This is a genomic window from Massilia varians, from assembly GCF_027923905.1.
In the GTDB taxonomy this organism is placed as follows: domain Bacteria; phylum Pseudomonadota; class Gammaproteobacteria; order Burkholderiales; family Burkholderiaceae_D; genus Telluria; species Telluria varians_B.
Genome location: NZ_AP026966.1, coordinates 4,959,257 through 4,985,591, shown reverse-complemented (window position 1 = coordinate 4,985,591; position 26,335 = coordinate 4,959,257). Strand labels below are relative to the sequence as shown.

Genomic DNA, 26,335 nt, shown 5'->3' with positions numbered 1-26,335 from the left:
TGTTAAGCGACCGCTGTCGCCATGTTGTTCATCCCGCCATGCTGACATCCCCACCCGACCTGCACGAGCTCGCACGCACCATCAAGACCTGGGGCGCGGAACTCGGTTTCGCCGACGTGCGCATCGCGGACGTCGACCTGGCGCATGCGGAAGCCGGCCTGCAGGCCTGGCTGGACGCCGGCTGCCATGGTGAGATGGATTATATGGCAAGCCACGGCATGAAGCGTGCGCGGCCAAGCGAGCTGGTGCCGGGCACGGTGCGCGCCATCGTCGCGCGCATGGACTACCTGCCGATGTCGCGCGGGGACGACTGGCGTGGCGAGGAACACGCGCGCCAGCTGGAACCCGGCGCCGCCGTGGTCTCGGTGTATGCGCGCGGGCGCGACTACCACAAGGTGCTGCGTAACCGCCTGCAGCAATTGGCCGAGCGCGTGAAAGCGGCGGTGGGCGAGCTGGGCTATCGCGTGTTTACGGATTCGGCGCCGGTGATGGAATTGCCGCTGGCGGAAAAAGCCGGCCTGGGCTGGCGCGGCAAGCACACGCTGCTGCTGTCGCGCACGGCCGGCTCCACCTTCTTCATTGGCGAAATCCTGGTCGACCTGGCGCTGCCGGTCGATCCGCCCACCGGCGCCCACTGCGGCGCGTGCCAGGCCTGCATCGAGGTCTGCCCGACCCAGGCCATCCTCGGCCCCGGCCGGCTGGATGCACGGCGCTGCATCTCTTATCTCACCATCGAGCTCAAGGGCGCCATTCCGGAAGACCTGCGTCCCCTGATCGGCAACCGCATCTACGGCTGCGACGACTGCCAGCTGGCCTGCCCGTGGAACAAGTTCGCACAGCGCGCGAGCTTGCCCGATTTCGACGAGAGGAACGGCCTGGGCGCGGCCGGCATGGTCGAGCTGTTCGGGTGGGAAGAGGAGGAATTCAACCGCCGGATGGAAGGCAGTCCGATCCGCCGTATCGGCCACGAGCGCTGGCTGCGCAACCTGGCGGTGGGGCTGGGCAATGCCGCCGCCAGCGCGGACCTCAAGGGCGATGCGGCGATCGTGGCGGCCTTGCAAGCCCGCGCCGGCCACCCTTCCAGCCTGGTGCGCGAGCACGTGGCCTGGGCGCTCGGCCGCCATGGGGTATCACTCGATACGCTTGAGGCGTAGGCCCGACCAGTCGCCGTCGATCGAGATCATCGCCACCGCGGTGATGCCGTTTTCCTTGGCATAGGCATTGATCGAATCGCGATTGATGTCGGTGGCCTTGGAGGCGGTCTGCTTGAGGTAGGCGATCCACAGCGAACCCTTTTCCCCCAGCTTTTCCTTGGCCACCGGCAGGTATTGCTCGAGCTCCTTGCGGTTGAGCGCGAACATCAGGATCACGTCGAAGGGGCCGTCGCCTTCCTTGACCAGGTGCTGCGGCATCTGCGCCGCCACGCCGGGGTTGGCTTGTCCGTTAAGGATCAGCATCGATTTCGCCGTCCTCAGGAACATCTTGTCTGCAACTGTTTTTTCGTTCATGAGTATCCCTAAATGCAATAACTCCGCGATCGCCACAGAATGCAGCGGCCGTGTCGCGTTCCGGTACATTTTACAAGGCTTCCTTCAAACCGCAGGGACGCTTGCCGCGCGAAAAAGAAGGAGAACGAAGAGCAATTGAGGGCGTGTAGGGTGGGCAGGTTTCCTGCCCACGCGGTGATAAGCAAAGTATTAATTGTGGTAACGGTGCCGGCAGAGTCACTTCAGCAGGCCGGCCAGCTCGACCGCCGTCTTGACCTGCATCTTGTCGAAGATATGCGCGCGGTGCACCTCCACCGTGCGCATGCTGATCCCGAGCTTGTCGGCCACCACCTTGTTCATCATGCCGGCCAGGATCAGGTCCAGCACTTCGCGCTCGCGCGCCGACAGGGTCGCCAGGCGCGCCTGCACCGCCGCGGCATCGAGCGCCTTGCGCGAGGCGACCAGCGCTTCCTCGACGCGGTCCATCAGCACGTTGTCGTTGAAGGGTTTTTCGAAGAAGTCGAAGGCGCCGCGCTTGAGCGAGTCAACCGCCATCGGCACGTCGCCGTGGCCGGTCAGGAAGATCACCGGCAGGCGCGCGCTCAGGCCATTTTTTACCAACTGGTCAAAAACGGCGATGCCGTTCATGCCGGGCATGCGCACGTCCAGCAGGACGCAGTCGCCCTGCGCGCCGCCGGCGCCGGGGGCGGACGCGGCGACGGCGGCGAGGAATTCCTCCCCGCTGGCGTAGCCGCGCGCTTCCAGGCCGCGCGATTGCGCCAGCCAGGCGAGCGCGTCGCGGATGACGTCTTCATCGTCGACGATGTGCAGCATGTGGTGGGTCTCCGGACTTGTTCTGTTGGTTAATCGGCGGCGCGGGCCGCACCCGGATTTTAGCCCAGCGCCCCGCCCGCCGCTTGCGCCGGCAGCGAGAACGTAAAGATGGTGCCGCCGCCCGGGTTCGGCGCATGGCTCAGGGTGCCGCCGTGGAACTCGATCGCGGTGCGGCAGATCGACAGGCCCATGCCCATGCCGTCGAGCTTGGTCGAATAGAAGGGCGAGAACAGCCCGGCCGCCACTTCCGGCGCGATGCCGTGGCCGCGGTCGATCACCGACACCGCCACCATGCCGTCCGCGTGCGCGGCGCCGATGCGCAGCACGCGCTGGTCCAGCCGGGTGTCGACCATCGCTTCGATCGCATTGCGGGTGAGGTTGAGCAGCACCTGCTCCAGCATCACGCGGTCGGCCTCCACCTTCGGCAACTGCGGCGGCAGCTCGACGCGCAGGATGACGCCGGCCTGGCGCGCCTGCAGCTCGACCAGGGCGCGCACGCCCTCGACCACGCTGGGGATGGTGACCGGCTCGCGGCGCGGTTCGCGCTTTTTCACGAACTCGTGCACGCTGCGGATGATCTGGCCGGCGCGCTGCGCCTGCTGGCGCGCCTGCTCCAGCGCGTGCCGCAGCATGCCGGCATTCACCGGTTCGCCCGCCTTGCCGCTGCGCTCCAGCACGTTGAGGGCGCCCGCCGTATAGCTCGAGATCGCCGCCAGCGGCTGGTTCAGCTCGTGGGCCAGCATCGAGGACATCTCGCCCATGGTGGCCAGGCGCGCGCTGGTTTCCAGCTTTTCCTGCTGCTGGCGGTTGAGTTCCTCGGCGCGCTTGCGGTCGGTGATGTCCTGGATCGAACTCATCCAGCCGGTCTGGCGGCCGTCGGCATCCACCAGCGGCGCCTCGTAGACCAGCACCGGCACCCGCACGCCGTCCGGGCGCTGGAACACGGTTTCGAATTGCGGGGTGACGTTGCCCGACAGGACGCTGGCGAAGCGTTCTTCGTAGTCGGCCATGACTTCCGGCGCCCAGTAGGGCATGGGCGGCTTCTTGCCGACCAGTTCTTGCGCCGGCAGGCCGACGATCTCACAGAAGGCCCGGTTCACGTAGGTCACACGCCCTTCCAGGTCGCGCGCCCGCAGCCCGGTGATCAGGGAGTTCTCCATCGCGGTGCGGAAGGCCATCTGCTGGCGCAGCGCGCGCTCGGCCGCCAGCGTGCGCGAGATGTGGCGCCACAGCGAACCCAGGCTCATCACCAGGCCCAGGGCCAGCACGATGACCGAGCCCACCAGCAGATTCGGCAGCAGCTGGGGCGCGCGCTTGACGCTGTCGGTGGACAGCACCACCAGTGCGCCCGGCAGGTCGAGCTCGCGCCGGTGGGTGTACACGCCGCGCCCCGGGCCGCCGGCGGCGCGGCGCGCCACCGGGTCGTCGTCGCGGTCAAGCAGGGTCAGGGCATTGTCCTGCGCGAACCACCAGGGCACGGCTTCGTCGAGCAGGGTCTGCAGGCTGTAGGTGGCGACCAGGCTGCCGGCCGGCTTGCCGTCCGCGTACAGCGGCAGGTAGAAGTCGAGCACGCCCGGCGTGGCGGCGCTGGCGCCGTAGGGTTCGCTGTAGCGGCCGCGCCTGGTGGCGCCGGCCACCTCGGCCGCCAGCCGGGTCGGCGCGGGCAGGGCGGCGGGCGGCTCCAGGCCGTGGCTGGCCAGCACCTTGCCCTCGGCGTCATACCAGACGATGCGCACCAGCTCGGGGCCGTTCTCGAACATCTGGCGCCAGCGCGCCTGCAGCGCCTCCGCGCCCGGCCGCTGATACGGCGGGCGCGACAGGTCGGCGCCGAGCGCGGCCAGCGCTTCTTCGCTGCGCGCCAGCTCGAAGCGCAGGGTCTGCTCGACCCAGAGCGTGTCGGCGATCAGCTGTTCCTGGCGTTCGGTCGCTTCCATCTGGCGCGCCTGCCAGGGCAGCCAGATCAGCACCGCCAGGAACAGCAGCACCAGCAGGACCGGCACCAGCCAGCGCCAGGAGCGCGCACGCTGCGCGTCGGGCTGGTGCTGGGCGAACGGGAATGTCATCGAGGCTCCGTATTTCGTTACACTGTCGGGCTACTATTGTGGAAGTCCACGATGGCGCGCCGGCCGCATGCCTCGCAGACTGGTTCCCACCCACCTTATTTGCATCAATCAGCAGGATGAACCGAACCGCCGTCCAGATCCGCCTCTTGTCCGCCGTGCTGCTGGCCCTTGCAGGCAATGCCGCATGGGCGCAGGCGCCGATCGTCATCAAGTTCAGCCACGTGGTCGCGCCGGACACGCCAAAAGGGCGCGCCGCCGAGCGCTTCAAGCTCCTGGCCGAGCAGATGACCCGCGGCAGGGTGAAGGTGCAAGTCTACCCGAACAGCCAGCTCTACAAGGACCGCGAGGAACTCGAAGCCCTGCAGCTGGGCGCGGTGCAGATGCTGGCGCCCTCGCTGGCCAAGTTCTCGCCGCTGGGCGTGAAAGAATTCGAAGCCTTCGACCTGCCCTACATCTTCCCGTCCAAGCAGGCGCTGTACGCGGTGACGGAAGGGCGCATCGGGCGCGGCCTGCTGCGCAAACTCGAGTCCAAGGGCATCACCGGGCTGGCCTACTGGGACAATGGCTTCAAGGTGATGTCGGCCAACAAGCCGCTGCTGGCGCCGCCTGATTTCCGCGGCCTGCGCATGCGCATCCAGGCTTCCAGGGTGCTGGAGGCCCAGATGCGTTCGCTGGGCGCCCAGCCGCTGGCGCTGGCGTTCTCGGAAACCACGCCCGCCCTGCGCGACGGCGTGGTGGAAGGCACCGAGAACACGCCCTCGAACATGTTCACCCAGCGCATGCACGAGTCGCAGAAGCACCTGACGGTGTCGAATCACGGCTACCTGGGCTATGCGGTCATCGTCAACAAGAAGTTCTGGGACGGCCTGCCGGGCGGCATCCGCAAGACGCTGGAAAAAGCCATGATGGAAGCCACTGCCTACGAGAAGACCATCGCCCAGCGGACCAACGACGCGGCCCTGGAGGCTATCCGCCGCGCCGGCACCATCACCATCCATACGCTCAGCCCGCAGCAGCAGGCCGAGTGGCGGCGCGCCATGCAGTCGGTGTACACGCAGATGGAAGCGCGCATCGGCAAGGACGTGGTGCAGGCGATCCGGCGCGAGGTGGACAAGAGCGGCAAATGACAGCGTCATGACACGCCTGCGAACGCTCATGCGTTTTTCGCATATCTAAAATAATTTTCTGTAATGTGGCCAAAAAGATACGTTTGCTCGAAAAGCTTGCGTTATGATGGGGCCTCTTCGCACCCACATGGTGCGTACGCGAACAGAACACACACGGTTTTGGGGAGCATAGAGAAAATCACGGTAATCCATACCGGAGAACAATCGAGGAGACACACGTTTTACAGAAGCCGTTAGCACCGCTAAACGGCCGGGGACGTGACCCGCATTGGAGCGCACCTCAGGGTGCGCTTTTTTTTTTCGCTTGCGCTCCTCCATGGGGTGGCAGGGCGTCATCCCAGCGGTTAAGATGCTGGAATGAAGACCGACCAGGCAAGCACCTTGTTCAACGCCATCGTCCCGGCGCCGTTCGGCGCCATCGGGATCCGCACCATGGACGGCCGTGTGCGCGAACTGGTCTATCTGCAGCCCTCGTTCCAGGAAAAAGCCGCCGACAACGAGGTGGCCGATCAAGCCGCCCGGCAGGTGGCGCACTACCTGCAAGACCCCGATTTCCGTTTCGAGCTGCCGTTGTGCGAGGCCGGCACCGCCTTCCAGCGCCGCGTCTGGTCCGAGATCGCCGCGATCCCGCGCGGCACCGTCAAGACCTATGGCCTGCTGGCCAAGACGATCGGCTCGGCCCCGCGCGCGGTCGGCCAGGCCTGCGGCGCCAACTGGTTCCCGCTCATCGTTCCCTGCCACCGGGTGACGGCATCCGGCGGCCTGGGAGGCTTTTCCAACCAGGACGACGAGAACGGCTTCCACCTGTCCGTCAAGCGCTGGCTGCTGCGCCACGAAGGCGCCACCGCATCCCCATGGCAGCAGCAATCGATCTGGGACTGATCGACGAGTTCTGCGACACCCTCTGGCTGGAACAGGGGCTGGCCAAAAATTCGCTCGACGCCTACCGCCGCGACCTCAAGCTGTTTGCCGGCTGGCTGGAAGCCAAGCGGCCCCAGCGCGCCAGCCTGCTGGCCGTGCAACCCGAGGACATCGCCGCCTACTTCGCCGAGCGCCACCTGGAGACCCGCCCCAGCACGGCCAACCGGCGCCTGTCGGTATTGAAACGCTTCTACGGGCTGGCGCTGCGCCGCAACCAGATCCCGATGGATCCCTGCCTGAAGATGGCGTCGGCCAAGCAGCCGACCCGCTTCGTCCACACCGTGAGCGAAAGCCAGGTCGAAGCCTTGCTCGCGGCGCCGGACGTGTCCACGCCGCTGGGCCTGCGCGAACGCACCATGCTCGAGCTGATGTATGCGAGCGGGCTGCGGGTGTCGGAACTGGTGGACTTGAAACTGGTCGAAGTCAGCTTGAACGATGGCGTGTTGCGCATCACCGGCAAGGGCAGCAAGACCCGCCTGGTGCCCTTCGGCCAGGAGGCGCGCAACTGGCTGGAGCGCTACCTGCGGGATGCGCGCGGCATCATCCTGAACGGGCAGGTCGACGACGCCCTGTTCGTCACTGCCCGCGGCGGGGCGATGACGCGGCAAATGTTCTGGATACTGATCAAGAAACACGCGCAAAAGGCCGGCATCCAGGGACCGCTCTCGCCGCACACCCTGCGCCACGCCTTCGCCACCCATTTGTTGAACCATGGCGCCGACCTGCGTGTCGTGCAGCTGTTGCTGGGCCACGCCGACATTTCGACCACACAGATCTATACGCATGTTGCGCGCGAGCGCCTCAAGCACCTGCATGCCCAGCATCATCCGCGGGGTTAATTCAAGCCGCCGCGCACGCAGTCGGCCATAATGGGCCTGCGGGACCGATCATCACCCTTCACATCCACTGTAACGAGGTGAACATGGCACGGACGAATTTCCAGTATGAAAAGCGACAGCGCGAACTCGAAAAGAAGCGCAAGGCGGAAGAAAAGGCCAAGCGCAAGCAGGACGCCAAGCGCGAAACGGTAGAGGGCGCTGACGGCCAGCCGCCGGCGCAGCAGAACGAAGCGGCCCCGCAGGACCTCGCTTGAAGGCGCGTCCGCGGGGCGGGCAGGAATACTTCGCGCTCGGGCTCCGTCCTCTTGGCGAGGGTGGAGCTCCTTGCGCATGATGCCAATATAGCCAGGCGACGCGCGCGCATCCAGCCGGATGCGACAGGCGGTCGAAGCGCGGGTCTGGAATGCCTTCCGGGCGCGACGAAATGCAGGCGAGCGTGGCGTTTGCGTGCCCGCAAACGCCGGCTCGGCCGGGCGGGGAAGAATGACGGGATTGTCATGGCATCCATGGCTGTTTCCGTTAGAAAAGGATTCTTCCGTGAGCGAACAAGCGCGCGACCCGACCGGCTGGCCCAGTGGCCCGCGCGGGCTGGATTTGCCCGCCGATCCTGTCCGCCACGTCCAGGAGCAGCTTCAGGCGGTGCCGGCGCCGCATCCGGCAGCCGGCGCCCTGCCTGAAGCCGCCGAGCTCGACGGTCCTGGCCGCCAGGCGCTCGACTGGCTGTACCGTTTCGTGACGGCGATCGAACTGGCGCCGGCGGTGGCAGTGCACTCGCGCGATGGCGCAGGCATCGTGCGATTCTGGAACCATGCCTGCGCCCAGCTGTTCGGCATCCCCGCCAGCCATGCGCTGGGCAAGCCCTTCCGCGACCTGGTGTCCCACCTCGACCAGCAGCACGAATTCGACAACACCATCGCCGCCATCTGGCGCGACGGCGCGGCGCCGGCGCCGCGCGACTGGCGGGTCGAGAGCGCCGCCGGCCGGCGCCTGTGGCTGCATTCGAACCACTTCCCGGTCAAGCGCGACGGCCACACGCAGCAGGTGTTCTGCATGGAAGTGGACATCACCGCGCGCAAGCAGGTCGAAGACAACCTGAGCCAGGCGGCGCGGGTGTTCGAGAACGCGCACGAAGCCATCATCGTCATGGACGCCGAATACCGGGTGCAGGCGGTCAACCAGGCCTTCACCGCCATCACCGGTTTCGACGCCGCCGACATCATCGGTTCCACGCTCGCCAGCCTGCCTTGGGGCGAGGACAAGGACAAGGAGGACGGCGGCGGCGGCTTCTACGACACCATCTGGTCCCAGCTCGACGGCCAGGACCGCTGGCAGGGCGAGCTACCCGCGGTGCGCAAGAACGGCGAGCACTACACCGCCTGGGTGGCGCTCACCACCATCCGCGACCCGCATGGCGCCGCCAGCAGCTATATGGCGACGCTGTCCGACATCAGCGAACGCAAGCGCGCCGAAGCGCAGGTGCGCCACCAGGCCGAGCACGACGTCCTCACCGGCCTGCCCAACCGCGCCCTGTTCCTCGACCGCATGCACCAGGCGCTGGCCACCTGGCGCCGCCAGCGCGACAGTTTCGCGGTCCTGTTCCTCGACCTCGACCGTTTCAAGGCCATCAACGACAACAACGGCCACCAGACCGGCGACGCGGTGCTGCGCGAAGTCGCCGCGCGCCTGCGCGGCTGCGTGCGCCGGGTCGACACCATCAGCCGCCTGGGCGGCGACGAGTTCGTGATGCTGCTGGCCGATATCGGCGGGGTCGACCAGGCCGCGCACGTCGCCCATGCCGTGATGGGGGCGGTCTCCCGTCCCATCGAGGCGGCGGGGCAGCAGCTGACGCTGTCGGCCTCGATCGGCATCGCCATCTGTCCCACCGACGGCGGCGACGTCGACACCCTGATGCACCATGCCGACGTGGCGATGTACCACGCCAAGCAGCACGGCGGCAGCAGCTTCCGCTTCTTCAGCCCCGAGATGAATGCGCGCGTGCTGGAGCGCGGCGAACTGGAAAAGCGCCTGCGCCAGGCGCTCGAACGGCGCGAATTCGTGCTCGAGTACCAGCCCGAGCTCGAGGTCGGATCCGGCAAGGTGATCGGCATGGAAGCCTTGATCCGCTGGCGCCATCCGGAGCGCGGGCTGCTGCTGCCGCACGAGTTCCTGCCGGTGGCCGAAGAGTGCGGCCTGATTGTGCCGATCGGCGAGTGGGTGCTGGTCGAGGCCTGCACCCGGGCGCGCGCCTGGCGCGACGCCGGCCATGCGGTAACGGTGGCGGTGAACCTGTCCGACATCCAGTTCCTGCACGGCCGCCTGCTCGAGACGGTCGATTCCGCGCTGGCGCAGTCCGGCCTGGCGCCGGCCTGGCTCGACCTGGAAATCACCGAGGGCGCCATCATGCGCGGCGACCATGTGCTCGACGACACCGTGAAGTCGCTGCGCGAACGCGGGGTGCAGCTGACCATCGACCGGTTCGGCACCGGGCTGTCCAGCCTGTCGTCGCTGCGCCGCTTCCCGCTGTCGAAGCTGAAGATCGACCGCAGCTTCGTGAGCGACATCGAGCACGATCCGGCGGACGCAGCCCTGATTCCGGCGATCATCGCGGTGGCGCGCAGCCTGCGCCTGCGCGTGGTGGCCGGAGGCGTCGAGACCGAGGAGCAATTGCGCTTCCTGCGCCAGCACGGCTGCGACGAGTACCAGGGGTTTTATGCCGCGGGGGCGAGCAGCCGGCCGGATTTCAATCCGGCGGTGCGCTGAGCCCGCTGAACTGAGATGTTCGCAGGGTGGGGCTACACCTGAAACGAACTATGCCGCGCCATATCCGCCGCCCACGCGTGCAGACCGTCCATGCATAGACCGATCGTCTGTTCATGCCGGCGTTGAACGCGTGGGCGGCCGGCATGGCGCAAGATTACCGGCGTGAGCGGTAGAGCCGCCCACCTTACAAAAGCGAAGCGCCGCGCTTGCCTGCAGCGCGCTTTGATCAATCCACGCCGCCCTCCGGCTGCCCGGCCTGCGGATACAGGCGGATGCGCGCCAGCACCTGCCCATGGTCCGAGGCTTCCGGCAACCCCAGGTTCAGGTGGTCGTTCAGGTACACCACGTCGACCACCTCGCCGATCGCGTTCGGCAGCACCGGATTGAATTCCTGCGACACCAGGATGTGGTCGATGGTCGAGTGCCGGCTTTCGTGCACGATCGAGAAGCCGACGCTGCGCAGGTTGTCCTGGTGCATATGCAGGCGGGCCGCGTCGAACATGCGCTCGGCCAGCGGCGCGCCCTCGCCGAGCACGATCTCGGTGGTCACCGAATCGGCGACGTCGTTGAAGTCGCCCAGCACGATGCGCGGGCGCCCCTTGTCGCGCGCCATGTCGGTGAGCAGCACGCGCAGGGCGGTGGCCTCGGTGCCGCGCCGGATCAGCGAGCGCAGGCAGGCGAGGGCGTACAGGTTCGGGTCTTCGCCGGTGTCGCTGCTGCGGTAGTCGGGGCGGCGCGATTTCAGGTGCACGACGATCACGTCGATGACGATGCCGGGCGCCAGTTCGACCTCGGCATGCAGCGGCGCGCGCGTGAAACGGTCCGGGTCGCGGCTGCCCGGCGGCATCGCCACCTTGTCCGGGAACATGCTGATGGCGCGCGGATGGCTGCGCACGGGCAGGCGCGAGACCAGGGCCACGCTCGGGGTCAGGCGCGGCGCTTCCGGGTCGGGATCGAAGCCCAGGTGGACCGCTTCGCGAAAGCGGCGGGTGCGCGACAGCACTTCCCGCAAGGTAGCCTGCGAAAAGATTTCCTGGAAACCGATCACGTCAGCATTGAGCAGATCGATCTGGTGCGCGGTCCAGTCCAGCTTGGCCTCGTACTCCTCCGGCGTGCAGGGGGCGAGGTTCTCGTAGCAGCGCATGCCTGGCGGGGCCAGGTTGAAGGTGTTGAAGGTGGCAAAGCGAATTTCTTGCTGCATAATAGAAACCCCTTATGTTCGTCTTTAGCGTACCACGCATGGCCAAGAAAGAGCACGTTTCTGAGACACCCGCGACGCAGTTCCTGCGCAAGCATGGCGTGGCTTTTACCGAACATCCCTACGAGTACGAAGAGCATGGCGGCACGGCCGTGTCCTCGCGCGAACTGGGTGTGCCCGAGCACAATGTCGTCAAGACCCTGGTGATGCAGGACGAAGCGGCGCGGCCGCTGATCGTGCTGATGCACGGCGACCGCAAGGTCTCGACCAAAAACCTGGCGCGCGCGATTCCCTGCAAGTCGGTCGAGCCTTGCAAGCCGGAGGTGGCGCAGCGCCATTCCGGCTTCCTGGTCGGCGGCACCTCGCCCTTCGGCATCCGCAAGGCGATGCCGGTGTACGTCGAGGAATCGATCCTGGCCCTGGACAAGATCTACATCAACGGCGGCCGCCGCGGTTACCTGGTCGGGATCGCCCCCGGCGTGCTGACCACGACGCTGGGCGCCAAGCCGGTGCAGTGCGCGCTGGCGGAATGATTGCCAAAGGGCATGCTCACTGTGTATAGTCCGAGCGCCCAGTATCCGTACCGACAAACAGTAAGAAAGTGACATGAACACCCTGATCGCCACCATTGCCGCCTACCTGATCGGCTCGATTTCCTTCGCAGTCGTGATGAGCCGCGCCTTCGGCCTGTCCGACCCGCGCACCTACGGTTCCAAGAACCCGGGCGCCACCAACGTGCTGCGCAGCGGCAGCAAGAAGGCCGCGATCGCGACCCTGGTCGGCGACGCCGCCAAGGGCTGGCTCGCGGTCTGGCTGGCGGTCAAGTTCGGGCCGCAGTACGGCCTCGATGACGGCGGCATCGCCCTGGTCGCGATCGCCGTGTTCCTGGGGCACCTGTGGCCGGTGTTCTTCAAGTTTGTCGGCGGCAAGGGCGTGGCGACCGCGCTCGGCGTGCTGCTCGGCATTAACGTCTGGCTGGGCCTGGCGACGCTGGCGACCTGGCTGATCGTGGCCTATGCCTTCCGCTACTCCTCGCTGGCGGCGCTGATCGCGTCGATCTTCGCGCCCTTCTATTACGGCCTGCTGTTCGGAGCGGACGAGATCCTGTTCGCGGTGGCGGCCATGAGCCTGCTGCTCCTGTGGCGCCACAGCAGCAATATCGGCAACCTGATGGCGGGCAAGGAATCGAAGATCGGCAGCAAGGCCAAGGGCGCGGCCAGGAAATAAGGCGAGCGTCTGCCGGCAACATGGGGGAGCAATGCTCCCCCATTTTTCATGGCGCACCGAAAAAGCCGCATCGCGTTACCATATCGCCATCAGGCACCTGCGGTGCCGCAACGAACCAGAAAGGTGGCACCTCCATGAGCAAACAACTTCGCATCGATTTCGTCTCGGACGTCTCCTGCCCCTGGTGCGCGATCGGCCTGAGCTCGCTGGAACTGGCGCTTGCGCGCGTCAAGGGAGAGATCGCGGCCGACATGCATTTCCAGCCCTTCGAGCTGAACCCGAACATGGGGCCGGACGGCCAGGACATCGTCGAGCACATCACCGAGAAATACGGCGCCACCGCCGAGCAGCAGGCCAGCAGCCGCGAGATGATCCGCCAGCGCGGCGCGGACGTCGGCTTCAGTTTCGACATGGAGCGGCGCGGCCGCATCTACAACACCTTCGATGCCCACCGCCTGCTGTCCTGGGCCGAGGAAGAGGGCCGCCAGCGCGACCTCAAGATGGGCCTGTTCGAAGCCTATTTCAGCCATTGCCAGGACCCCAGCTGCCACGACGTGCTGCTGGACGTCGTCGAGCGGGTCGGCCTGGACCGCGAGCGGGCCAAGCGCATCCTGGAGTCCGATGAGTATGCCGAGGAGGTGCGCGAGCGCGAGCAGTTCTTCCAGCGCGCCGGCATCCACTCGGTACCGGCCATCATCATCAACCAGCGCCACCTGATCTCGGGCGGCCAGCCGCCGGAAGTGTTCGAGCAGGCGCTGCGCGAGATCGCGGCGCGCGGCGACGCACCCGCGCAGTAAGCATTATTTCAGGTCGAGCACGACCGGCTGGTGGTCCGACGCCGCGGTCTCGGATTGCACGTCGACCGTCACTACGCGCGGCGCCAGGTCGTCGGTGACAAAGAAGTAGTCGTAGCAGTCCGGCTTGTCCGGCCACGGATAGCCGTGCAGGCCGGTGGTCGGGGCGCGCGCCACGCCGCCGTGGGCGACGCGCCAGGCGTCCACGAAAGCCGGGGCGCCGTCGATCGGCGCCAGCATGGCCTGGTAGTCGCTCGAATCCGGGGTGAAATTAAAATCGCCGCAAAGAATGCTCGATGCCGGACGAAAACCCAGCCGGAAGGGCGCATCCAGGCTCGGGTCCGGCTGGAAGATGCGGGCGCGGGCGCTGGCTTCGGCGTGCAGTTCGCGGATGCGCTGCACCTGCGCCCTGCGCTGCAGCGCCGAATAGTACTCGAGGTGGGTGGTCATCAGGCGCAGCTTGCCGCTGGGCGCGTCGATCACGGTTTCCATCAGGCCGCGCGGCATGCCGGCCGGGTTCTCCGGATCGGCCGGCCAGGGCAGCAGGTGGCGGTGCACCTGCGAGATGCGGTAGCGCGAGAGGATCAGGTTGCCGAACAGGCGGGGCGAGTTGTTCTTGTAGAGTTCGCTCGGAGCATGCTCCATCGCGTGGTAGCCGCCGAAGGCGCCGCCCAGCTGCTTGAACTGGTTGGCGGTGGCGCTGCCTTCCAGTTCCGAGTGATTGGCCGCGACTTCCTGCAGACACACGACATCCGGATTCAGCCGCCGCAGGACGTCGATGATCGCATGAATCCGTATCCGGCCGTCCTTGCCACAACCCCAACGAATGTTCCAACTTACAACGCGCATCGCAGACCCTCCGTAAAACTTAACCGTCGGATATTGCCATCGTTTGGCAAGGGGCGGTCACACCGTAGGATCGATGTCAGGCTTGCAAGTTCAATGTTGAAAACACGGTAAAAGGGCTGGTCAGGCGGCTTCCAGCTCGTCGAGCGGCCAGCGCGGACGCACGTTGAAAGCGTAGTCGCGCTGGGCCAGATCCGGGTTGCGCTCGAGGCGCATGGCACCGGCGAAGGCGATCATGGCGCCGTTGTCGGTGCAGAATTCCAGCTCCGGATAATAGACCCTGAACTTGCGCTTGGCGGCCGCGGCATTGAGCGATTCGCGCAGCTGGCGGTTGGCGCCGACGCCGCCGGCGATCACCAGGCGCTTCAGGCCCGTGTGTTTCAGCGCGTTCACGCACTTGGCGGTCAAGACCTCGACGATGGCGTCGACGAAGCCGCGTGCGATGTTGGCCTTGTCCTGCTCGCAGATATTCGCCACCACTTTTTCCTCGTGGTTCTTCACTACCGTGAGCACGGCGGTTTTCAGGCCCGAGAAGCTGAAGTTGAAGTCCTTCGAATGCAGCATCGGGCGCGGCAGCGTGTAGGCAAGCGGGTCCCCGAACTCGGCCAGGCGCGAGATCGCCGGCCCGCCCGGATAGCCCAGGCCCAGCAGCTTGGCCGATTTATCGAAGGCTTCGCCGGCGGCATCGTCGAGGGTCTCGCCCAGCAGGGTGTAGCGGCCGACGCCGTCCACCCGCATCAGCTGGGTGTGGCCGCCCGAGACGAGCAGGGCGATGAAGGGGAATTCCGGGCGCTCGCTGGCCAGCAGGGGCGAGAGCAGGTGGCCTTCCAGGTGGTGCACGCCCAGCACCGGCTTGTCGAGGGCGAGGGCCAGCGAGCAGGCTAGCGAGGAGCCGACCAGCAGTGCGCCGGCCAGCCCGGGGCCCTGGGTGTAGGCGATGGCATCGATGCGTGGCGCGGAAAGGTCGGCGCGTTTCAAGACCTCTTCCAGCAGCGGCAGGGCGCGGCGGATATGGTCGCGCGAAGCGAGTTCCGGCACCACGCCGCCGTACTCTTCGTGCATGGCCACCTGCGAGTGCAGGGCATGGGACAGCAGGCCGCGCTCGGTGTCGTACAGAGCCAGGCCGGTTTCATCGCAGGAGGATTCGACGCCGAGAACAATCATGGGGGGAAACAGCAGGAGGGAAAAACAACGATTTTACCGTAGGGTGGACGGCTCCGCCGTCCGCGCGTTCAACCAGGGTATGAATCATCGATGCGTCTACGCATGCGTGATGTGAACGCGCGTTCGGCAGAGCCGAACACCCTACGAAAAGCCTTAAGGTCTTTGCAACAGTTCCTTGTGCGCACTACGCAGCATCGCCTCGGTCTCTTCCCAGCCGATGCAGCCGTCGGTCACTGAGCAGCCATACTTCAGCTGCGTCAGGTCTTCCGGAATCGCCTGGCTGCCGCTGACGATGTTCGATTCGATCATCACGCCGACCAGCGAGCGGTTGCCGTGCCGGATCTGCTGGATCACGTCCGACATCACCAGCGGTTGCAGTTCCGGCTTCTTGTAGCTGTTGGCATGCGAGCAATCCACCACGAGGTTGGCCGGCAGCCCGGCCTTGTTCAGCGCCTGCTCGGCGATCGCCACCGACACCGAATCGTAGTTGGGACGGCCGCCGCCGCCGCGCAGCACCACGTGGCCGTAGGCATTGCCGCTGGTGCGCACGATCGACACCGTACCCTGGCCGTTGATGCCCAGGAAGGCATGCGGGTTGGCCGAGGACAGCACGGCATTGATCGCGATCGAGACGTCGCCGTCGGTGCCGTTCTTGAAGCCGACCGGGGTCGACAGACCGGAGGACATCTCGCGGTGGGTCTGCGACTCGGTGGTCCTGGCCCCGATCGCGGTCCAGGCAATCAAATCGCCCAGGTACTGCGGCGAGATCGGGTCCAGCGCTTCGGTGGCGGTGGGCAGGCCCAGTTCGCACACGTCGAGCAGGAAGCGGCGTGCGCGCTCCATGCCGACGTCGACGCGGAACGAATCGTCCATGAACGGGTCGTTGATATAGCCCTTCCAGCCGGTGGTGGTGCGCGGCTTCTCGAAATACACGCGCATCACCAGCACCATCGTGTCCGCCACGTCGGCCTGCAGCGCCTTGAGGCGGCGCGCATAATCCAGGCCGGCTTCCGGATCGTGGATCGAGCAGGGCCCGACCACCACGAACAGGCGCTTGTCCTTGCGGTCGAGAATGTTGCGCAGCGTTTCGCGGCCCGCCATGACGGTGGCAAAGGCCTTGTCGGACAGGGGCAGCGTGGCGTGGAGTTCGGTCGGCGTCGGCATCTGCCCGAACGAACTGACGTTGGTATTTTCAATGGCAGGCGTGTTGATCATGGTGCGATGGTTTCTAAAGGGAATATTCAGTGTAGACCGAAAATGCTGCACTTGCACACCAAGGCCCAAAAACTCAGGCCGGCGCGCACGGGCCGCGCACAGGCGTTGTATCCTTGCGCCATGGACAAGAACATCGATCGCTTCGCCGCCGCCCCTTTCATCAAGGAAATCGGCCGTGGCGTGAAAGGTGCGCGCAGCATGTCGCGCGAGGATGCCCGCGCCCTGTACGCGGCCATGCTGGAAGGGCGCGTTTCCGACCTGGAGCTGGGCGCGATCCTGCTGGCGATGCGCATCAAGGGCGAGTCGGTGGAGGAACTGGCCGGCTTCATGGATGCGGCGGAAAGCGCGTTCGCTCCCTTGCCGAGCCCGCCGGGAGACCATGCCCCGGTCCTGATTCCGAGCTACAACGGCGCGCGCAAGCTGGCCAACCTGACCCCGCTTCTGGCCCTGCTGCTGGCGCGCGAGGGCGTGCCGACCCTGGTGCATGGCGTCCGCAAGGACCCGGGCCGCATCACCACCAGCGAGATCCTGCTCGAACTCGGCCTGGCCGAAGCCGGGTCGAGCGCCGACATCCTCGATGCCTTCGCCAGCCGCCGTCCCGCCTTCATCCCGATCGAGAACCTCGCGCCGAGCCTGGCCCACATGCTGTCGCTGCGCCGCATCCTCGGGGTACGCAACTCGACCCATACCCTGGTCAAGATCCTGCAGCCTTTCGAAGGGCCGGCGCTGCGTCTCGTGTCCTACACCCATCCGGAATACCTGGAGACGCTGGGCGCGTACTTCACGACGGCCGCCCCGCCCGAGCGCGGCGACGCCTTCCTGATGCGCGGCACCGAAGGGGAGACCGTCGCCAATCCGCACCGCGCCCCGCGGATCGACTGGTTCCACGGCGGCCAACGCAGCTTGCTGGTCGAACGCGACGCCCCCACCGACCAGCTGGCCGAGGTCCCGGAGGCGCGCGACGCGGCCACCACCGCGGCCTGGATCGCGGCCGCCCTGCGCGGCGAGGTTCCGGTTCCGCCGCCGGTCGCCGCACAGGTGGCCCACTGCGTCGAAGTCGCGCGCGCCTTGCGCCGCTGACACGGCAACCTTGCGGTTTCTCTTTCGTCGGCAAAGGTCATCTCTTGGGATGGCCTTTTGTTTTTTCAGGCTGACGAACGTTGGATGGCAACAACGTCCGGCCTGAGGACATCGAATTTATCCTGGCAGCATACACTTTTTGTAGGAAACATCCTACATCACCATCCGTAGCGAACTCCCCATAAAGATACGTCATGTGCGAGTGAATACATTGAGCCGTCAGGAGCACGCTCACTAAAGATGTGTTCAATTAACATTTATTGATGAAATTGACAACAATCTTTGGCGTTTCTGAATACCTTTGTCATGATTTTTCGCAATAAGTCGGTATTATTTTCTTGCAACATAGCAAAACGATACCGAATGGCAACGTTTATAGTTTCTTCCGTGACACTTATAGTCCGGTTCGTACTAAGCAGCCTCGCTCGCAACATACGCTCCATCACTATCTGAAGGAAGACCAGCATGTCCAAGCAAGCTCGCCTCACCAACCTGTCCCTCGCTGCCCTTGCACTGGCGATGACCGCCGCTGCCGGCAGCGCGATTGCCGCCCAGGCCACCGCCACCTCGACCAGCACCGTGGTCACCCGATCTCGATCACCGCACCGGTCAACCTGTCGTTCGGCAGCTTCGCAGCCGGCGCAACGGGCGGCACCGTCACCCTCACGCCGGGCGGTGCCCGCACCGCCGGTGGCGGCGTGACGCTGGCGGGCGGCACCGCGGGCGCGGCCCGTTTCGACGTGTCCGGTTCGGCGTCCCTGACCTACTCGATCGCCTTCAGCGGCGCCGCCACGCTGAGCGATGGCAGCAACACCATGGCCTTCATCCGGATCGGCGACACCAGCGCCAGCGCGATTACCAGCGACGACGTGGCGACCGGTACCCTGAGCAGTGGCGGCGCCCAGTCGATCTTCGTCGGCGGCGTACTGACCGTCAGCGCTAACCAGCCGGCCGGCACCTATGCCGGCTCGGTCACCGCCACCGTCGAGTACAACTGAGCGCCGCGGTAGCGGCCCAGCCTGCACCCGACCATGCCGGTACGCCACTACCGTTTCCCCAGGCCCGCCGGCACGAAAGTGCTGGCGGCGCTGGCAGGACTCTGCGCGATTGCCGGGGTCCATGCCCAGCAGATCGTACTCAACAACACGCGCGGCCTCGATTTCGGCCGCTTCGTCGCCGGCACCGGCGGCACCATCACCGTCAGCCCTGCGGGCGTCCGTTCCCGCACCGGCGGCGTCGTGCTCCTCAATTCCCCGTCGACGGGACAGGCCGGTTTCACCGTGGGCCGCAGCAGCAACGGCGGCAGCAACAAGGCGGTCGTGATCTCGGTGCCCGCCAACGGCAGTATTCGCCTGAGCAGCGGCACCAACAGCATGGCTGTCAACAATTTCGTCAACAACCCAACGAATATCCTCTCGGTGCCGACTGGCGGCACCACCCTGTCGATCGGCGCGACCCTGACCGTGGCGCCGAACCAGCCAGCCGGGACGTATTCCGGTTCGTTTCCCCTGACCGTCAATTTTCAGTAGGTTCCTCACCATGGATTCCCCGATGTTCGCCCCGCGCTTCGGCCTGCCGGGCTCGCGCCGTACTCGCCTGGCGCTGTGCGCCCTGCTGGCCATGATCCTGCTGGCCCTGTCCTGGCCCGCGCAGGCGGATCTCATGCTGCATCCGACCCGCATCGTGTTCGACAAGAACCAGCGCGCCGCCCAGGTCGAACTGATCAACAACGGCACGAAGCCGGCCAGCTACCGCATTTCGCTGGTCAACCGCCGCATGACGGATGCCGGCCAGTTCGAGGCGGCCGACACCCCGGGCGAGGGCGAGCGCTTCGCCGACGGCATGCTGCGCTATTCGTCATCGGCGCGATCTTCCCGGGCGAGTACTTCCTGCGGGTGTCGCCGGAACAGCTCAAGCGCCTGGGCCTGACCGATACGGGCATGCACGTCATCACGATCGCCAGGGACGGCACGGTGCTCAACGGGCGCGACCTGGACGTGCGGGCGGCCGACGGGGGCTAGCTTTCCGCCGTCGCCCTGAACCGTATACAATGGCCGGTTTGGCGATTCGCGGGACACGGTAACGGGGCATGGCAAAACACTATGATGTAGCAGTAATCGGCGCGGGCGCCGCCGGCATGATGTGCGCGGCGGTGGCAGGCCAGCGCGGCAGGCGCGTGGTGCTGCTCGACCATGCCACCCGCCTGGCGGAAAAGATCCGCATTTCCGGCGGCGGCCGCTGCAACTTCACCAACATCGGCGCCGGTCCCGCCAACTTCCTGTCGCAGAACCCGCATTTCTGCCGCAGCGCGCTGTCGCGCTACACCGCGCAGGACTTTCTTGCCCTGGTCAAGAAACACCGCATCGCCTGGCACGAGAAGCACAAGGGCCAGCTGTTCTGCGACGACTCGTCCGAGCAGATCATTCAGATGCTGCGCGCCGAATGCAACCTGGGCGAGGTCAGCTGGCGCATGCCCTGCAAGGTCGGCGCGATCGACAACACCGGGACCGGTTTCCTGGTGTCGGCGGAAGGCGGCGACATTGAATGCGACAGCCTGGTGATCGCCACCGGCGGCCTGTCGATCCCGAAGATCGGCGCCACCGACCTGGGTTACCGCGTCGCCCGGCAGTTCGATCTGCAGATCGTCGAGCCGCGCCCGGGCCTGGTGCCGCTGACCTTCGACGGTCCCAGCTGGGAAGCCTTCGTCCCGCTGGCCGGCATCGCGCTGGAAGTGGAGGTGAGCACCGGCGGCGGCAAGGGCAAGGGCAAGGCCAAGGGCGGCCACTTCCGCGAAGACCTGCTGTTCACCCACCGCGGCCTGTCAGGGCCGGCCATCCTGCAGATCTCGAGCTACTGGCAGCCCGGCACCCCGATCGTGCTCGACCTGCTGCCCGAGATGGACGTGGCCGAGGAGCTGATCGGCATGAAGACCACGGTCAGGAAGCAGCTCGGCAACGTGCTGGCGCAGTGGCTGCCGGCGCGCCTGGCCGACGGCCTGCTGGTGGCCAATGGTTTCGCGCCGGACGCGCGCCTGGCCGACATGGCCGACGCCAAGCTGCGCAAGCTGGGCGACGCCATCAACCGCTGGGCCATCGTGCCGACCGGTTCGGAAGGCTACAAGAAGGCCGAGGTGACGCTGGGCGGTGTGGACACGCGCGAACTGTCGCAGCAGACCATGATGGCGAACAAGGTGCCGGGCCTGTATTTCATCGGCGAGACGGTCGACGTGACCGGCTGGCTGGGCGGCTACAACTTCCAGTGGGCCTGGGCTTCGGGCCAGGCCGCCGGGCAGAGTGTGTAAGCTGTGGCAATTGCGGAACAAATTGATAAACCCTTCCAATGCACCTCAATCGGTGCTAGAATTTCGTTCTTCCCTAAATCCAACGGTTTGATTTTTACATGACCACTATCCGCCTTAAAGAAAACGAGCCGTTCGAAGTCGCTATGCGTCGCTTCAAGCGCACTATCGAAAAAACCGGTCTGCTGACTGAACTGCGTGCTCGCGAGTTCTACGAAAAGCCAACTGCAGAGCGCAAGCGCAAGCTGGCCGCCGCAGTGAAGCGTCACTATAAGCGCATCCGCAGCCAACAGCTGCCGAAGAAGCTGTACTAATCAGACTGCATTGACGGCTTGCACCGGCGACTCCATGGTCCCGGCGAGCCGCTGAGCGTCCGCAAGCCCGCTCCGGTTATGCCGCGGCGGGTTTTGTCGTTTATATCCATTGATTTAGCTCTAACAGACGGAGATACCATGAGCCTGAAAGCACAACTCACCGAGGACATGAAAGCCGCGATGCGCGCCAAGGAAAGCGCCCGCCTGGCCACGATCCGCCTGATCCTTGCCGAGATCAAGCGCAGGGAAGTCGACGAGCAGATCGAGCTGGACGATACCCAGACCCTGGCCATCGTCGAAAAGATGATCAAGCAGCGCAAGGATTCGATCACCCAGTTCGAAGCCGGCGGCCGTGCCGACCTGGCCGACATCGAGAAAGCCGAATTGGCGATCCTGTCGACCTACATGCCGGCCGGGCTGTCGGACGAGGAAATTGCCGCCGAAGTGGCGGCCGCGGTGGCCTCGACCGGCGCTGCCGGCCCGCAGGACATGGGCAAGGTGATGGGCGTGCTCAAGCCGAAGCTGGCGGGGCGTGCGGACATGACCGTGGTCTCTGGCCTGGTCAAGAAGGCCTTGTCGGGCGGCTGATCCGCATGTGGCTGAACGCGCGGTCGGCTAAGCCGACCACCCTGCGTAGGGTGCACGGCTTAGCCGTGCGCGCGTCCAACCGGCTCTGGAACCGCCGCGACGCATGTTCCCCACAGCCGACCCCATCCAAACGGATGTCTTGTCATAAATCAATTTGCAGTCACCGCTGCGGTATAGTCTGAGTTAAGACAAACACTGAGTACCTCCTAGTGATTCCGCAATCCTTCATTACCGATTTGCTCAACCGTGTCGACATCGTCGACATCGTCGGCCGCTACGTCCAGCTGAAAAAGGGCGGGGCCAACTACATGGGCCTGTGCCCGTTTCACAACGAAAAGTCCCCCAGTTTCACCGTCAGCCCGACCAAACAGTTCTATCACTGCTTCGGCTGCGGCGCCCATGGCACCGCGATCGGCTTCCTGATCGAATACTCCGGCATGGGCTTCGTCGATGCCGTCAAGGACCTGGCCCAGAACGTGGGCATGGTGGTCCCGGACCAGGACGACAAGATCCCGCCGCAGCAGCGCGCCGCCCAGCAGGCCCAGTCGCTGGCGATGACCGAAGCGCTGACCCAGGCCTGCGCCTACTACCGCGCCCAGTTGCGCGAAGCGCCGAATGCCATCGCCTACCTGAAGAACCGCGGCCTGACCGGCGAGGTGGCGGCCCGCTTCGCCATGGGCTACGCCCCCGGCGGCTGGGACAACCTTCGCTCGGTCTTCCCCGACTACGATGCCCTGGCGCTGGTGGAATCCGGCCTGGTGATCGACAAGATCGACGAGGACGGCAACAACAAGAAACGCTACGACCGCTTCCGCGAGCGCATCATGTTCCCGATTCGCAATACCAAGGGACAGGTGATCGGCTTCGGCGGCCGCGTGCTCGACGGCGGCGAACCGAAATACCTGAACTCGCCCGAAACGCCGCTGTTCCAGAAAGGCCTGGAGCTGTACGGCCTGTTCGAGGCGCGGCAAAGCATCCGCGACGCCGGCTACGTCCTGGTGACGGAAGGCTACATGGACGTGGTCGCCCTGGCCCAGCTCGGCTTCCCGCAGTCCGTAGCCACGCTCGGCACCGCTTGCACCAGCACCCACGTGCAAAAGCTGCTGCGCCAGACCGACACCGTGATCTTCAGCTTCGACGGCGACAAGGCCGGCCGCCGCGCCGCCCGCCGCGCGCTGGAAGCCTGCCTGCCGCAGGTGACGGACGACAAGACCATCAAATTCCTGTTCCTGCCGCAGGAGCACGACCCGGACAGTTTCGTGCGCGAGCGCGGCGCCGAGGCGTTCGAACAGGAGATCCACGACGCGATGCCGCTGTCGCAGTTCCTGCTGCGCGAAGTGACCGCCGAGCACGACCTGGACACGCCGGAGGGCAGGGCGCATGCCCAGCACGAGGCCAAGCCGATGCTGCAGGCAATGGCGCCGACCGCGCTGCGCCTGCAGATCGTGCGCGGGCTGGCCAACCTGACCGAATCCTCGTCGGCCGAGATCGAATCGCTGTTCGAGTTGTCTAAGCCGGTATCGGTGGTGCGCCGCGCGCCGCCGCGCCAGGGCCGCCCGAAGCCGGTGGGCCTCGAGCTGCAGATGCTGCGCATCCTGGTCTCGCACCCGCACCTGGCGCTGCAGCTGAACGACGAAGCGCTGGCCTCGTTCGACTATTTCGGCCAGGAAGCCGCCGACGCCCTGCGCCACCTGGTGCACCTGGCCCAGGGACTGGGCGAGTACGGCACTTTCGCCGCCTTGTCACAACAGTTAAAAGAAGTGACGGCAGAATACGACAGTTTGATATCGGAAATTGCTGCGGAACCGGAATCGGACGTTGAGGCAGATCGCATCTGGCTGCTTAGTGCTGTGCGCCAGATCAAGATGGACGCGTTAAAGCAAGAACTTAACCAGTTGTTTTCTTCGGGGCTGACCCCAGATCAGGTGAGTACTCGCTATCGCGAAATCGTTGCCCAGCAGGAGCTCCTGGCTCGGGAAGATTCTGCAGCAATGACACCCCGTTAATGATTGCCGGCCGACGCCAGTGTGGTCATTTGTGCAACTTGGAAAAACAGGGGTGCGTGCTATAATAAAACGCTAACTATTGCAACTGTTGAAACAATTTTTCGTTTCAATCGGGGCGTGGAGTTTCAGTTAGCGGGGCAACGCTTCGTTGCCCGCAGGGTGATGTAAGGTAACAAAAAACTTTATCTTTAACCATCGTAAAGTTAGTCGTTGTGACTTCGAAAGCGCCTGTGCCAACCAAGAAACCCGAAACCAAAGTGGCTGCAAAGACCACGCGAGCGTCCGCCAAGGTGGACAAAGGCCAAGACCAGGCCGAGGTTCGTACGGCGAGCCCGGCACCGGTCAACGCGACGACCGATGCGGCCGCACTGGCCGCCATCGACACGTCCGGTTACGTCCTGCCCACCGTCAAGGTCCCCGGACGCCGTGGCCGCAAGCCCAAGGAATTCACGCCCGAGAACGATGAGATCGCCGCACTGAACGCGGTCGAGCGCGCCGAACTGAAGGCAGCGGACAAGGCCAAGGCCAAGGACCGCAAGGCCAAGGAAAAGGCGCTGCTGAAGGACGCGTTCTCCTCGGATACCGAGGCGAGCGAAGAAGAGCTCGAGATCCGCCGCAACAAGCTCAAGGCCCTGATCAAGTCGGGCAAGGAGCGCGGCTTCCTCACCTACTCCGAGATCAACGACCACCTGCCGGACAACATCGTCGATCCGGAAGCGATCGAAGGCATCATCGGCACCTTCAACGACATGGGCATCGCCGTCTACGAGCACGCTCCTGACGCCGAAACCCTGCTGCTGTCCGATAACGTCCCGAACGTCACCAGCGACGACGAAGCCGAGGCGGCCGCCGAGGCGGCGCTGTCGACCGTCGACTCCGACTTCGGCCGCACCACCGACCCGGTGCGCATGTACATGCGCGAGATGGGCTCGGTCGAACTGCTGACCCGCGAAGGCGAGATCGAGATCGCCAAGCGCATCGAGGACGGCCTGAAGGACATGATCCAGGCCATCTCGGCCTGCCCGGTGACCATCGCCGAGATCATCGAGGCCGCCAACAAGATCGAGAAGGACGAGATCAAGATCGACGAGATCGTCGACGGCATGGTCGACCCGGACGAAGACGAGAACACCTCGCCGACCGCCGTGGCCCCGACCTCGACCGACGACGAGGACGAAGACGCCGACGAAGAGGAAGAAGCCGAGGAAGAGGAAGAAGACACCGGCACCAGCGCCTCGGGCGCGGCCGGCTACTCGGCCGAGCAGTTGGAGGCCCTGAAGGCATCCGCCCTCGAGAAGTTCGGCAACATCGCCGACCAGTTCGACAAGATGCGCAAGGCCTTCGAGAAGGACGGCTACAACAGCAAGGCCTATGTCAAGGCGCAGGACGCCATCTCCAACGAACTGCTGGGCATCCGCTTCACCGCAAAGGTGGTCGAGAAGCTGTGCGACACCCTGCGCGGCCAGGTGGACGAAGTGCGCCACATCGAGAAGCAGATCCTGGACGTGGCCGTGAACCGCTGCGGCATGCCGCGCGCCCACTTCATCAAGGTCTTCCCGGGCAACGAGACCAACCTGGACTGGGTGGACGGCGAAGTGAACGCCGGCCACGCCTATAGCGCCATCCTGGGCCGTAACATCCCGACCATCAAGGAACTGCAGCAACGCCTGATCGACCTGCAAGCCAGGGTCGTGCTGCCGCTGCCGGACCTGCGCAACATCAACCGGCAAATGGCCGCCGGCGAAATGAAGGCGCGCAAGGCCAAGCGCGAGATGACCGAGGCCAACCTGCGCCTGGTGATCTCGATCGCCAAGAAGTACACCAACCGCGGCCTGCAGTTCCTCGACCTGATCCAGGAAGGCAACATCGGCCTGATGAAGGCGGTGGACAAGTTCGAATACCGCCGCGGTTATAAATTCTCGACCTATGCGACGTGGTGGATCCGCCAGGCCATCACCCGCTCGATCGCGGACCAGGCGCGCACCATCCGTATTCCGGTGCACATGATCGAGACCATCAACAAGATGAACCGGATCTCGCGCCAGATTCTGCAGGAAACCGGCGCCGAACCGGATCCGGCGACCCTCGCCATCAAGATGGAAATGCCGGAAGATAAGATTCGCAAGATCATGAAGATCGCGAAGGAGCCGATTTCGATGGAGACGCCGATCGGCGACGACGACGATTCGCACCTGGGCGACTTCATCGAGGACAACAACACGCTAGCGCCCTCGGACGCCGCGCTGCACGCCTCGATGCGCGGCGTGGTGAAGGACGTGCTCGATTCGCTGACCCCGCGCGAAGCCAAGGTGCTGCGCATGCGCTTCGGCATCGAGATGTCGACCGACCACACGCTGGAAGAGGTGGGCAAGCAATTCGACGTCACCCGCGAGCGCATCCGCCAGATCGAAGCGAAGGCGCTGCGCAAGCTGCGCCACCCGTCGCGCTCGGACAAGCTGAAGAGCTTCCTCGAGGGCAGCAGCTGATTGTTGTAGTCTGCGCTTGACGTACCTGCACTAAAAGCAATATCCTCTCGCCACTCCGCTTCACGGTACCGCGCCGCTGAAGCGGGTG

27 protein-coding genes are annotated in these 26,335 nt (G+C 65.3%); 19 read left to right on the top strand and 8 right to left on the bottom strand.

Annotation, left to right across the window (positions count from 1 at the left end; all coding sequences use genetic code 11):
• Window positions 1-38: 38 nt before the first annotated feature.
• Window positions 39-1,154: a tRNA epoxyqueuosine(34) reductase QueG gene (gene queG, locus MasN3_RS22460; RefSeq protein ID WP_281910366.1), complete on the top strand. Its 1,116-nt coding sequence runs from the start codon at window positions 39-41 to the stop codon at window positions 1,152-1,154.
• On the opposite strand, the gene MasN3_RS22455 is transcribed toward queG, so the two are convergent.
• From MasN3_RS22455 to MasN3_RS22445, 3 genes are all read right to left on the bottom strand, one after another.
• Entirely contained in the window at window positions 1,131-1,457 is a 327-nt protein-coding gene (locus tag MasN3_RS22455; RefSeq protein ID WP_281910365.1) for a DUF3052 family protein, read from the bottom strand. The two genes, queG and MasN3_RS22455, sit on opposite strands and share 24 nt — an antisense overlap.
• Before the next feature lie 267 nt (window positions 1,458-1,724).
• The gene (locus MasN3_RS22450; protein WP_281910364.1) at window positions 1,725-2,321 is read right to left on the bottom strand and encodes a response regulator transcription factor; all 597 of its coding nucleotides are present in this window, start codon (window positions 2,319-2,321) and stop codon (window positions 1,725-1,727) included.
• Between the two features lie 59 nt (window positions 2,322-2,380).
• The gene (locus MasN3_RS22445; protein ID WP_281910363.1) at window positions 2,381-4,384 is read right to left on the bottom strand and encodes a sensor histidine kinase; all 2,004 of its coding nucleotides are present in this window, start codon (window positions 4,382-4,384) and stop codon (window positions 2,381-2,383) included.
• 116 nt (window positions 4,385-4,500) lie between these two features.
• On the opposite strand from MasN3_RS22445, the gene MasN3_RS22440 reads away from it, so the two are divergent.
• The 5 genes from MasN3_RS22440 (at window position 4,501) to MasN3_RS22420 (ending at window position 10,031) form a co-directional block, all read left to right on the top strand.
• Complete coding sequence (locus MasN3_RS22440; protein ID WP_281910361.1) at window positions 4,501-5,511, top strand: TRAP transporter substrate-binding protein; 1,011 nt, start codon at window positions 4,501-4,503, stop codon at window positions 5,509-5,511.
• 357 nt (window positions 5,512-5,868) lie between these two features.
• The gene (locus MasN3_RS22435; RefSeq protein ID WP_281910359.1) at window positions 5,869-6,393 is read left to right on the top strand and encodes a methylated-DNA--[protein]-cysteine S-methyltransferase; all 525 of its coding nucleotides are present in this window, start codon (window positions 5,869-5,871) and stop codon (window positions 6,391-6,393) included.
• A complete protein-coding gene (gene xerD, locus MasN3_RS22430; RefSeq protein WP_281910357.1) occupies window positions 6,366-7,271 on the top strand; it encodes a site-specific tyrosine recombinase XerD in 906 nt (301 codons plus the stop codon). The genes MasN3_RS22435 and xerD overlap by 28 nt, the downstream gene beginning before the upstream one ends.
• Window positions 7,272-7,354: 83 nt before the next feature.
• On the top strand, window positions 7,355-7,525 hold the full coding sequence (locus MasN3_RS22425) for a hypothetical protein (RefSeq protein ID WP_281910355.1): 171 nt from the start codon (window positions 7,355-7,357) through the stop codon (window positions 7,523-7,525).
• A 283-nt stretch (window positions 7,526-7,808) separates the two neighbouring features.
• Window positions 7,809-10,031, top strand: coding sequence for a putative bifunctional diguanylate cyclase/phosphodiesterase (locus MasN3_RS22420; RefSeq protein WP_281910354.1), 2,223 nt, complete (start codon window positions 7,809-7,811; stop codon window positions 10,029-10,031).
• Window positions 10,032-10,257: 226 nt separating this feature from the next.
• Here MasN3_RS22420 and MasN3_RS22415 read toward each other — a convergent pair whose 3' ends face one another.
• Window positions 10,258-11,232, bottom strand: a complete 975-nt coding sequence (locus MasN3_RS22415; protein WP_281910351.1) for an endonuclease/exonuclease/phosphatase family protein — start codon at window positions 11,230-11,232, stop codon at window positions 10,258-10,260.
• 38 nt (window positions 11,233-11,270) lie between these two features.
• Between MasN3_RS22415 and MasN3_RS22410 the strand changes: the two genes are divergently transcribed.
• The 3 genes from MasN3_RS22410 (at window position 11,271) to MasN3_RS22400 (ending at window position 13,253) form a co-directional block, all read left to right on the top strand.
• Window positions 11,271-11,762, top strand: coding sequence for an aminoacyl-tRNA deacylase (locus MasN3_RS22410; RefSeq protein ID WP_281914572.1), 492 nt, complete (start codon window positions 11,271-11,273; stop codon window positions 11,760-11,762).
• A 73-nt stretch (window positions 11,763-11,835) separates the two neighbouring features.
• Window positions 11,836-12,456: a glycerol-3-phosphate 1-O-acyltransferase PlsY gene (plsY, locus tag MasN3_RS22405; protein ID WP_281910349.1), complete on the top strand. Its 621-nt coding sequence runs from the start codon at window positions 11,836-11,838 to the stop codon at window positions 12,454-12,456.
• 134 nt (window positions 12,457-12,590) lie between these two features.
• Entirely contained in the window at window positions 12,591-13,253 is a 663-nt protein-coding gene (locus MasN3_RS22400) for a DsbA family oxidoreductase (RefSeq protein WP_281910347.1), read from the top strand.
• Between the two features lie 3 nt (window positions 13,254-13,256).
• Here the strand turns inward: MasN3_RS22400 and MasN3_RS22395 are convergent, their stop codons facing one another.
• The 3 genes from MasN3_RS22395 to MasN3_RS22385 form a co-directional block, all read right to left on the bottom strand.
• Window positions 13,257-14,099 (bottom strand): endonuclease/exonuclease/phosphatase family protein, encoded by an 843-nt coding sequence (locus MasN3_RS22395; protein WP_281910345.1) that lies wholly within the window; start codon window positions 14,097-14,099, stop codon window positions 13,257-13,259.
• Window positions 14,100-14,219: 120 nt separating this feature from the next.
• Entirely contained in the window at window positions 14,220-15,260 is a 1,041-nt protein-coding gene (gene tsaD, locus MasN3_RS22390) for a tRNA (adenosine(37)-N6)-threonylcarbamoyltransferase complex transferase subunit TsaD (RefSeq protein WP_281910344.1), read from the bottom strand.
• A 153-nt stretch (window positions 15,261-15,413) separates the two neighbouring features.
• Entirely contained in the window at window positions 15,414-16,475 is a 1,062-nt protein-coding gene (locus tag MasN3_RS22385) for a 3-deoxy-7-phosphoheptulonate synthase (RefSeq protein WP_281910342.1), read from the bottom strand.
• Window positions 16,476-16,595: 120 nt separating this feature from the next.
• On the opposite strand from MasN3_RS22385, the gene ybiB reads away from it, so the two are divergent.
• Window positions 16,596-17,555 (top strand): DNA-binding protein YbiB, encoded by a 960-nt coding sequence (ybiB, locus tag MasN3_RS22380; RefSeq protein WP_281910341.1) that lies wholly within the window; start codon window positions 16,596-16,598, stop codon window positions 17,553-17,555.
• Between the two features lie 257 nt (window positions 17,556-17,812).
• On the opposite strand, the gene MasN3_RS22375 is transcribed toward ybiB, so the two are convergent.
• Window positions 17,813-18,142: a hypothetical protein gene (locus MasN3_RS22375; protein ID WP_281914637.1), complete on the bottom strand. Its 330-nt coding sequence runs from the start codon at window positions 18,140-18,142 to the stop codon at window positions 17,813-17,815.
• Between the two features lie 3 nt (window positions 18,143-18,145).
• On the opposite strand from MasN3_RS22375, the gene MasN3_RS22370 reads away from it, so the two are divergent.
• The 9 genes from MasN3_RS22370 to rpoD all read left to right on the top strand — a co-directional run bounded on the left by MasN3_RS22370 (window position 18,146) and on the right by rpoD (window position 26,247).
• On the top strand, window positions 18,146-18,553 hold the full coding sequence (locus MasN3_RS22370) for a DUF4402 domain-containing protein (protein WP_281914571.1): 408 nt from the start codon (window positions 18,146-18,148) through the stop codon (window positions 18,551-18,553).
• Window positions 18,554-18,586: 33 nt separating this feature from the next.
• The gene (locus MasN3_RS22365) at window positions 18,587-19,084 is read left to right on the top strand and encodes a DUF4402 domain-containing protein (RefSeq protein ID WP_281910340.1); all 498 of its coding nucleotides are present in this window, start codon (window positions 18,587-18,589) and stop codon (window positions 19,082-19,084) included.
• A 10-nt stretch (window positions 19,085-19,094) separates the two neighbouring features.
• Window positions 19,095-19,484 (top strand): hypothetical protein, encoded by a 390-nt coding sequence (locus tag MasN3_RS22360; RefSeq protein ID WP_281910338.1) that lies wholly within the window; start codon window positions 19,095-19,097, stop codon window positions 19,482-19,484.
• Window positions 19,451-19,576 (top strand): hypothetical protein, encoded by a 126-nt coding sequence (locus MasN3_RS22355; protein ID WP_281910337.1) that lies wholly within the window; start codon window positions 19,451-19,453, stop codon window positions 19,574-19,576. Before MasN3_RS22360 ends, MasN3_RS22355 begins: the two co-directional genes overlap by 34 nt.
• Window positions 19,577-19,644: 68 nt before the next feature.
• The gene (locus MasN3_RS22350; protein WP_281910335.1) at window positions 19,645-20,856 is read left to right on the top strand and encodes an NAD(P)/FAD-dependent oxidoreductase; all 1,212 of its coding nucleotides are present in this window, start codon (window positions 19,645-19,647) and stop codon (window positions 20,854-20,856) included.
• 98 nt (window positions 20,857-20,954) lie between these two features.
• A complete protein-coding gene (gene rpsU, locus MasN3_RS22345; protein ID WP_005665410.1) occupies window positions 20,955-21,167 on the top strand; it encodes a 30S ribosomal protein S21 in 213 nt (70 codons plus the stop codon).
• A gap of 138 nt (window positions 21,168-21,305) precedes the next feature.
• Window positions 21,306-21,755: a GatB/YqeY domain-containing protein gene (locus MasN3_RS22340; protein WP_281910327.1), complete on the top strand. Its 450-nt coding sequence runs from the start codon at window positions 21,306-21,308 to the stop codon at window positions 21,753-21,755.
• Window positions 21,756-21,964: 209 nt separating this feature from the next.
• The gene (gene dnaG / locus MasN3_RS22335) at window positions 21,965-23,761 is read left to right on the top strand and encodes a DNA primase (protein WP_281910324.1); all 1,797 of its coding nucleotides are present in this window, start codon (window positions 21,965-21,967) and stop codon (window positions 23,759-23,761) included.
• Window positions 23,762-24,051: 290 nt separating this feature from the next.
• Entirely contained in the window at window positions 24,052-26,247 is a 2,196-nt protein-coding gene (gene rpoD / locus MasN3_RS22330; protein WP_370662310.1) for an RNA polymerase sigma factor RpoD, read from the top strand.
• The last annotated feature ends 88 nt before the right edge of the window (window positions 26,248-26,335 follow it).

Bases quoted from the DNA above. Each gene is read 5' to 3' on its own strand.
- MasN3_RS22385 (WP_281910342.1), bottom strand. From the start codon at position 16,475: ATGATCAACACGCCTGCCATTGAAAATACCAACGTCAGTTCGTTCGGG.
- MasN3_RS22350 (WP_281910335.1), top strand. From the start codon at position 19,645: ATGGCAAAACACTATGATGTAGCAGTAATCGGCGCGGGCGCCGCCGGC.
- MasN3_RS22455 (WP_281910365.1), bottom strand. From the start codon at position 1,457: ATGCTGATCCTTAACGGACAAGCCAACCCCGGCGTGGCGGCGCAGATG.
- MasN3_RS22360 (WP_281910338.1), top strand. From the start codon at position 19,095: ATGGATTCCCCGATGTTCGCCCCGCGCTTCGGCCTGCCGGGCTCGCGC.
- xerD (WP_281910357.1), top strand. From the start codon at position 6,366: ATGGCAGCAGCAATCGATCTGGGACTGATCGACGAGTTCTGCGACACC.
- MasN3_RS22435 (WP_281910359.1), top strand. From the start codon at position 5,869: ATGAAGACCGACCAGGCAAGCACCTTGTTCAACGCCATCGTCCCGGCG.
- rpsU (WP_005665410.1), top strand. From the start codon at position 20,955: ATGACCACTATCCGCCTTAAAGAAAACGAGCCGTTCGAAGTCGCTATG.
- MasN3_RS22415 (WP_281910351.1), bottom strand. From the start codon at position 11,232: ATGCAGCAAGAAATTCGCTTTGCCACCTTCAACACCTTCAACCTGGCC.
- MasN3_RS22400 (WP_281910347.1), top strand. From the start codon at position 12,591: ATGAGCAAACAACTTCGCATCGATTTCGTCTCGGACGTCTCCTGCCCC.
- MasN3_RS22365 (WP_281910340.1), top strand. From the start codon at position 18,587: ATGCCGGTACGCCACTACCGTTTCCCCAGGCCCGCCGGCACGAAAGTG.
- MasN3_RS22410 (WP_281914572.1), top strand. From the start codon at position 11,271: ATGGCCAAGAAAGAGCACGTTTCTGAGACACCCGCGACGCAGTTCCTG.
- ybiB (WP_281910341.1), top strand. From the start codon at position 16,596: ATGGACAAGAACATCGATCGCTTCGCCGCCGCCCCTTTCATCAAGGAA.
- MasN3_RS22440 (WP_281910361.1), top strand. From the start codon at position 4,501: ATGAACCGAACCGCCGTCCAGATCCGCCTCTTGTCCGCCGTGCTGCTG.
- queG (WP_281910366.1), top strand. From the start codon at position 39: ATGCTGACATCCCCACCCGACCTGCACGAGCTCGCACGCACCATCAAG.
- MasN3_RS22445 (WP_281910363.1), bottom strand. From the start codon at position 4,384: ATGACATTCCCGTTCGCCCAGCACCAGCCCGACGCGCAGCGTGCGCGC.
- MasN3_RS22395 (WP_281910345.1), bottom strand. From the start codon at position 14,099: ATGCGCGTTGTAAGTTGGAACATTCGTTGGGGTTGTGGCAAGGACGGC.
- tsaD (WP_281910344.1), bottom strand. From the start codon at position 15,260: ATGATTGTTCTCGGCGTCGAATCCTCCTGCGATGAAACCGGCCTGGCT.
- MasN3_RS22450 (WP_281910364.1), bottom strand. From the start codon at position 2,321: ATGCTGCACATCGTCGACGATGAAGACGTCATCCGCGACGCGCTCGCC.
- plsY (WP_281910349.1), top strand. From the start codon at position 11,836: ATGAACACCCTGATCGCCACCATTGCCGCCTACCTGATCGGCTCGATT.
- MasN3_RS22425 (WP_281910355.1), top strand. From the start codon at position 7,355: ATGGCACGGACGAATTTCCAGTATGAAAAGCGACAGCGCGAACTCGAA.
- MasN3_RS22340 (WP_281910327.1), top strand. From the start codon at position 21,306: ATGAGCCTGAAAGCACAACTCACCGAGGACATGAAAGCCGCGATGCGC.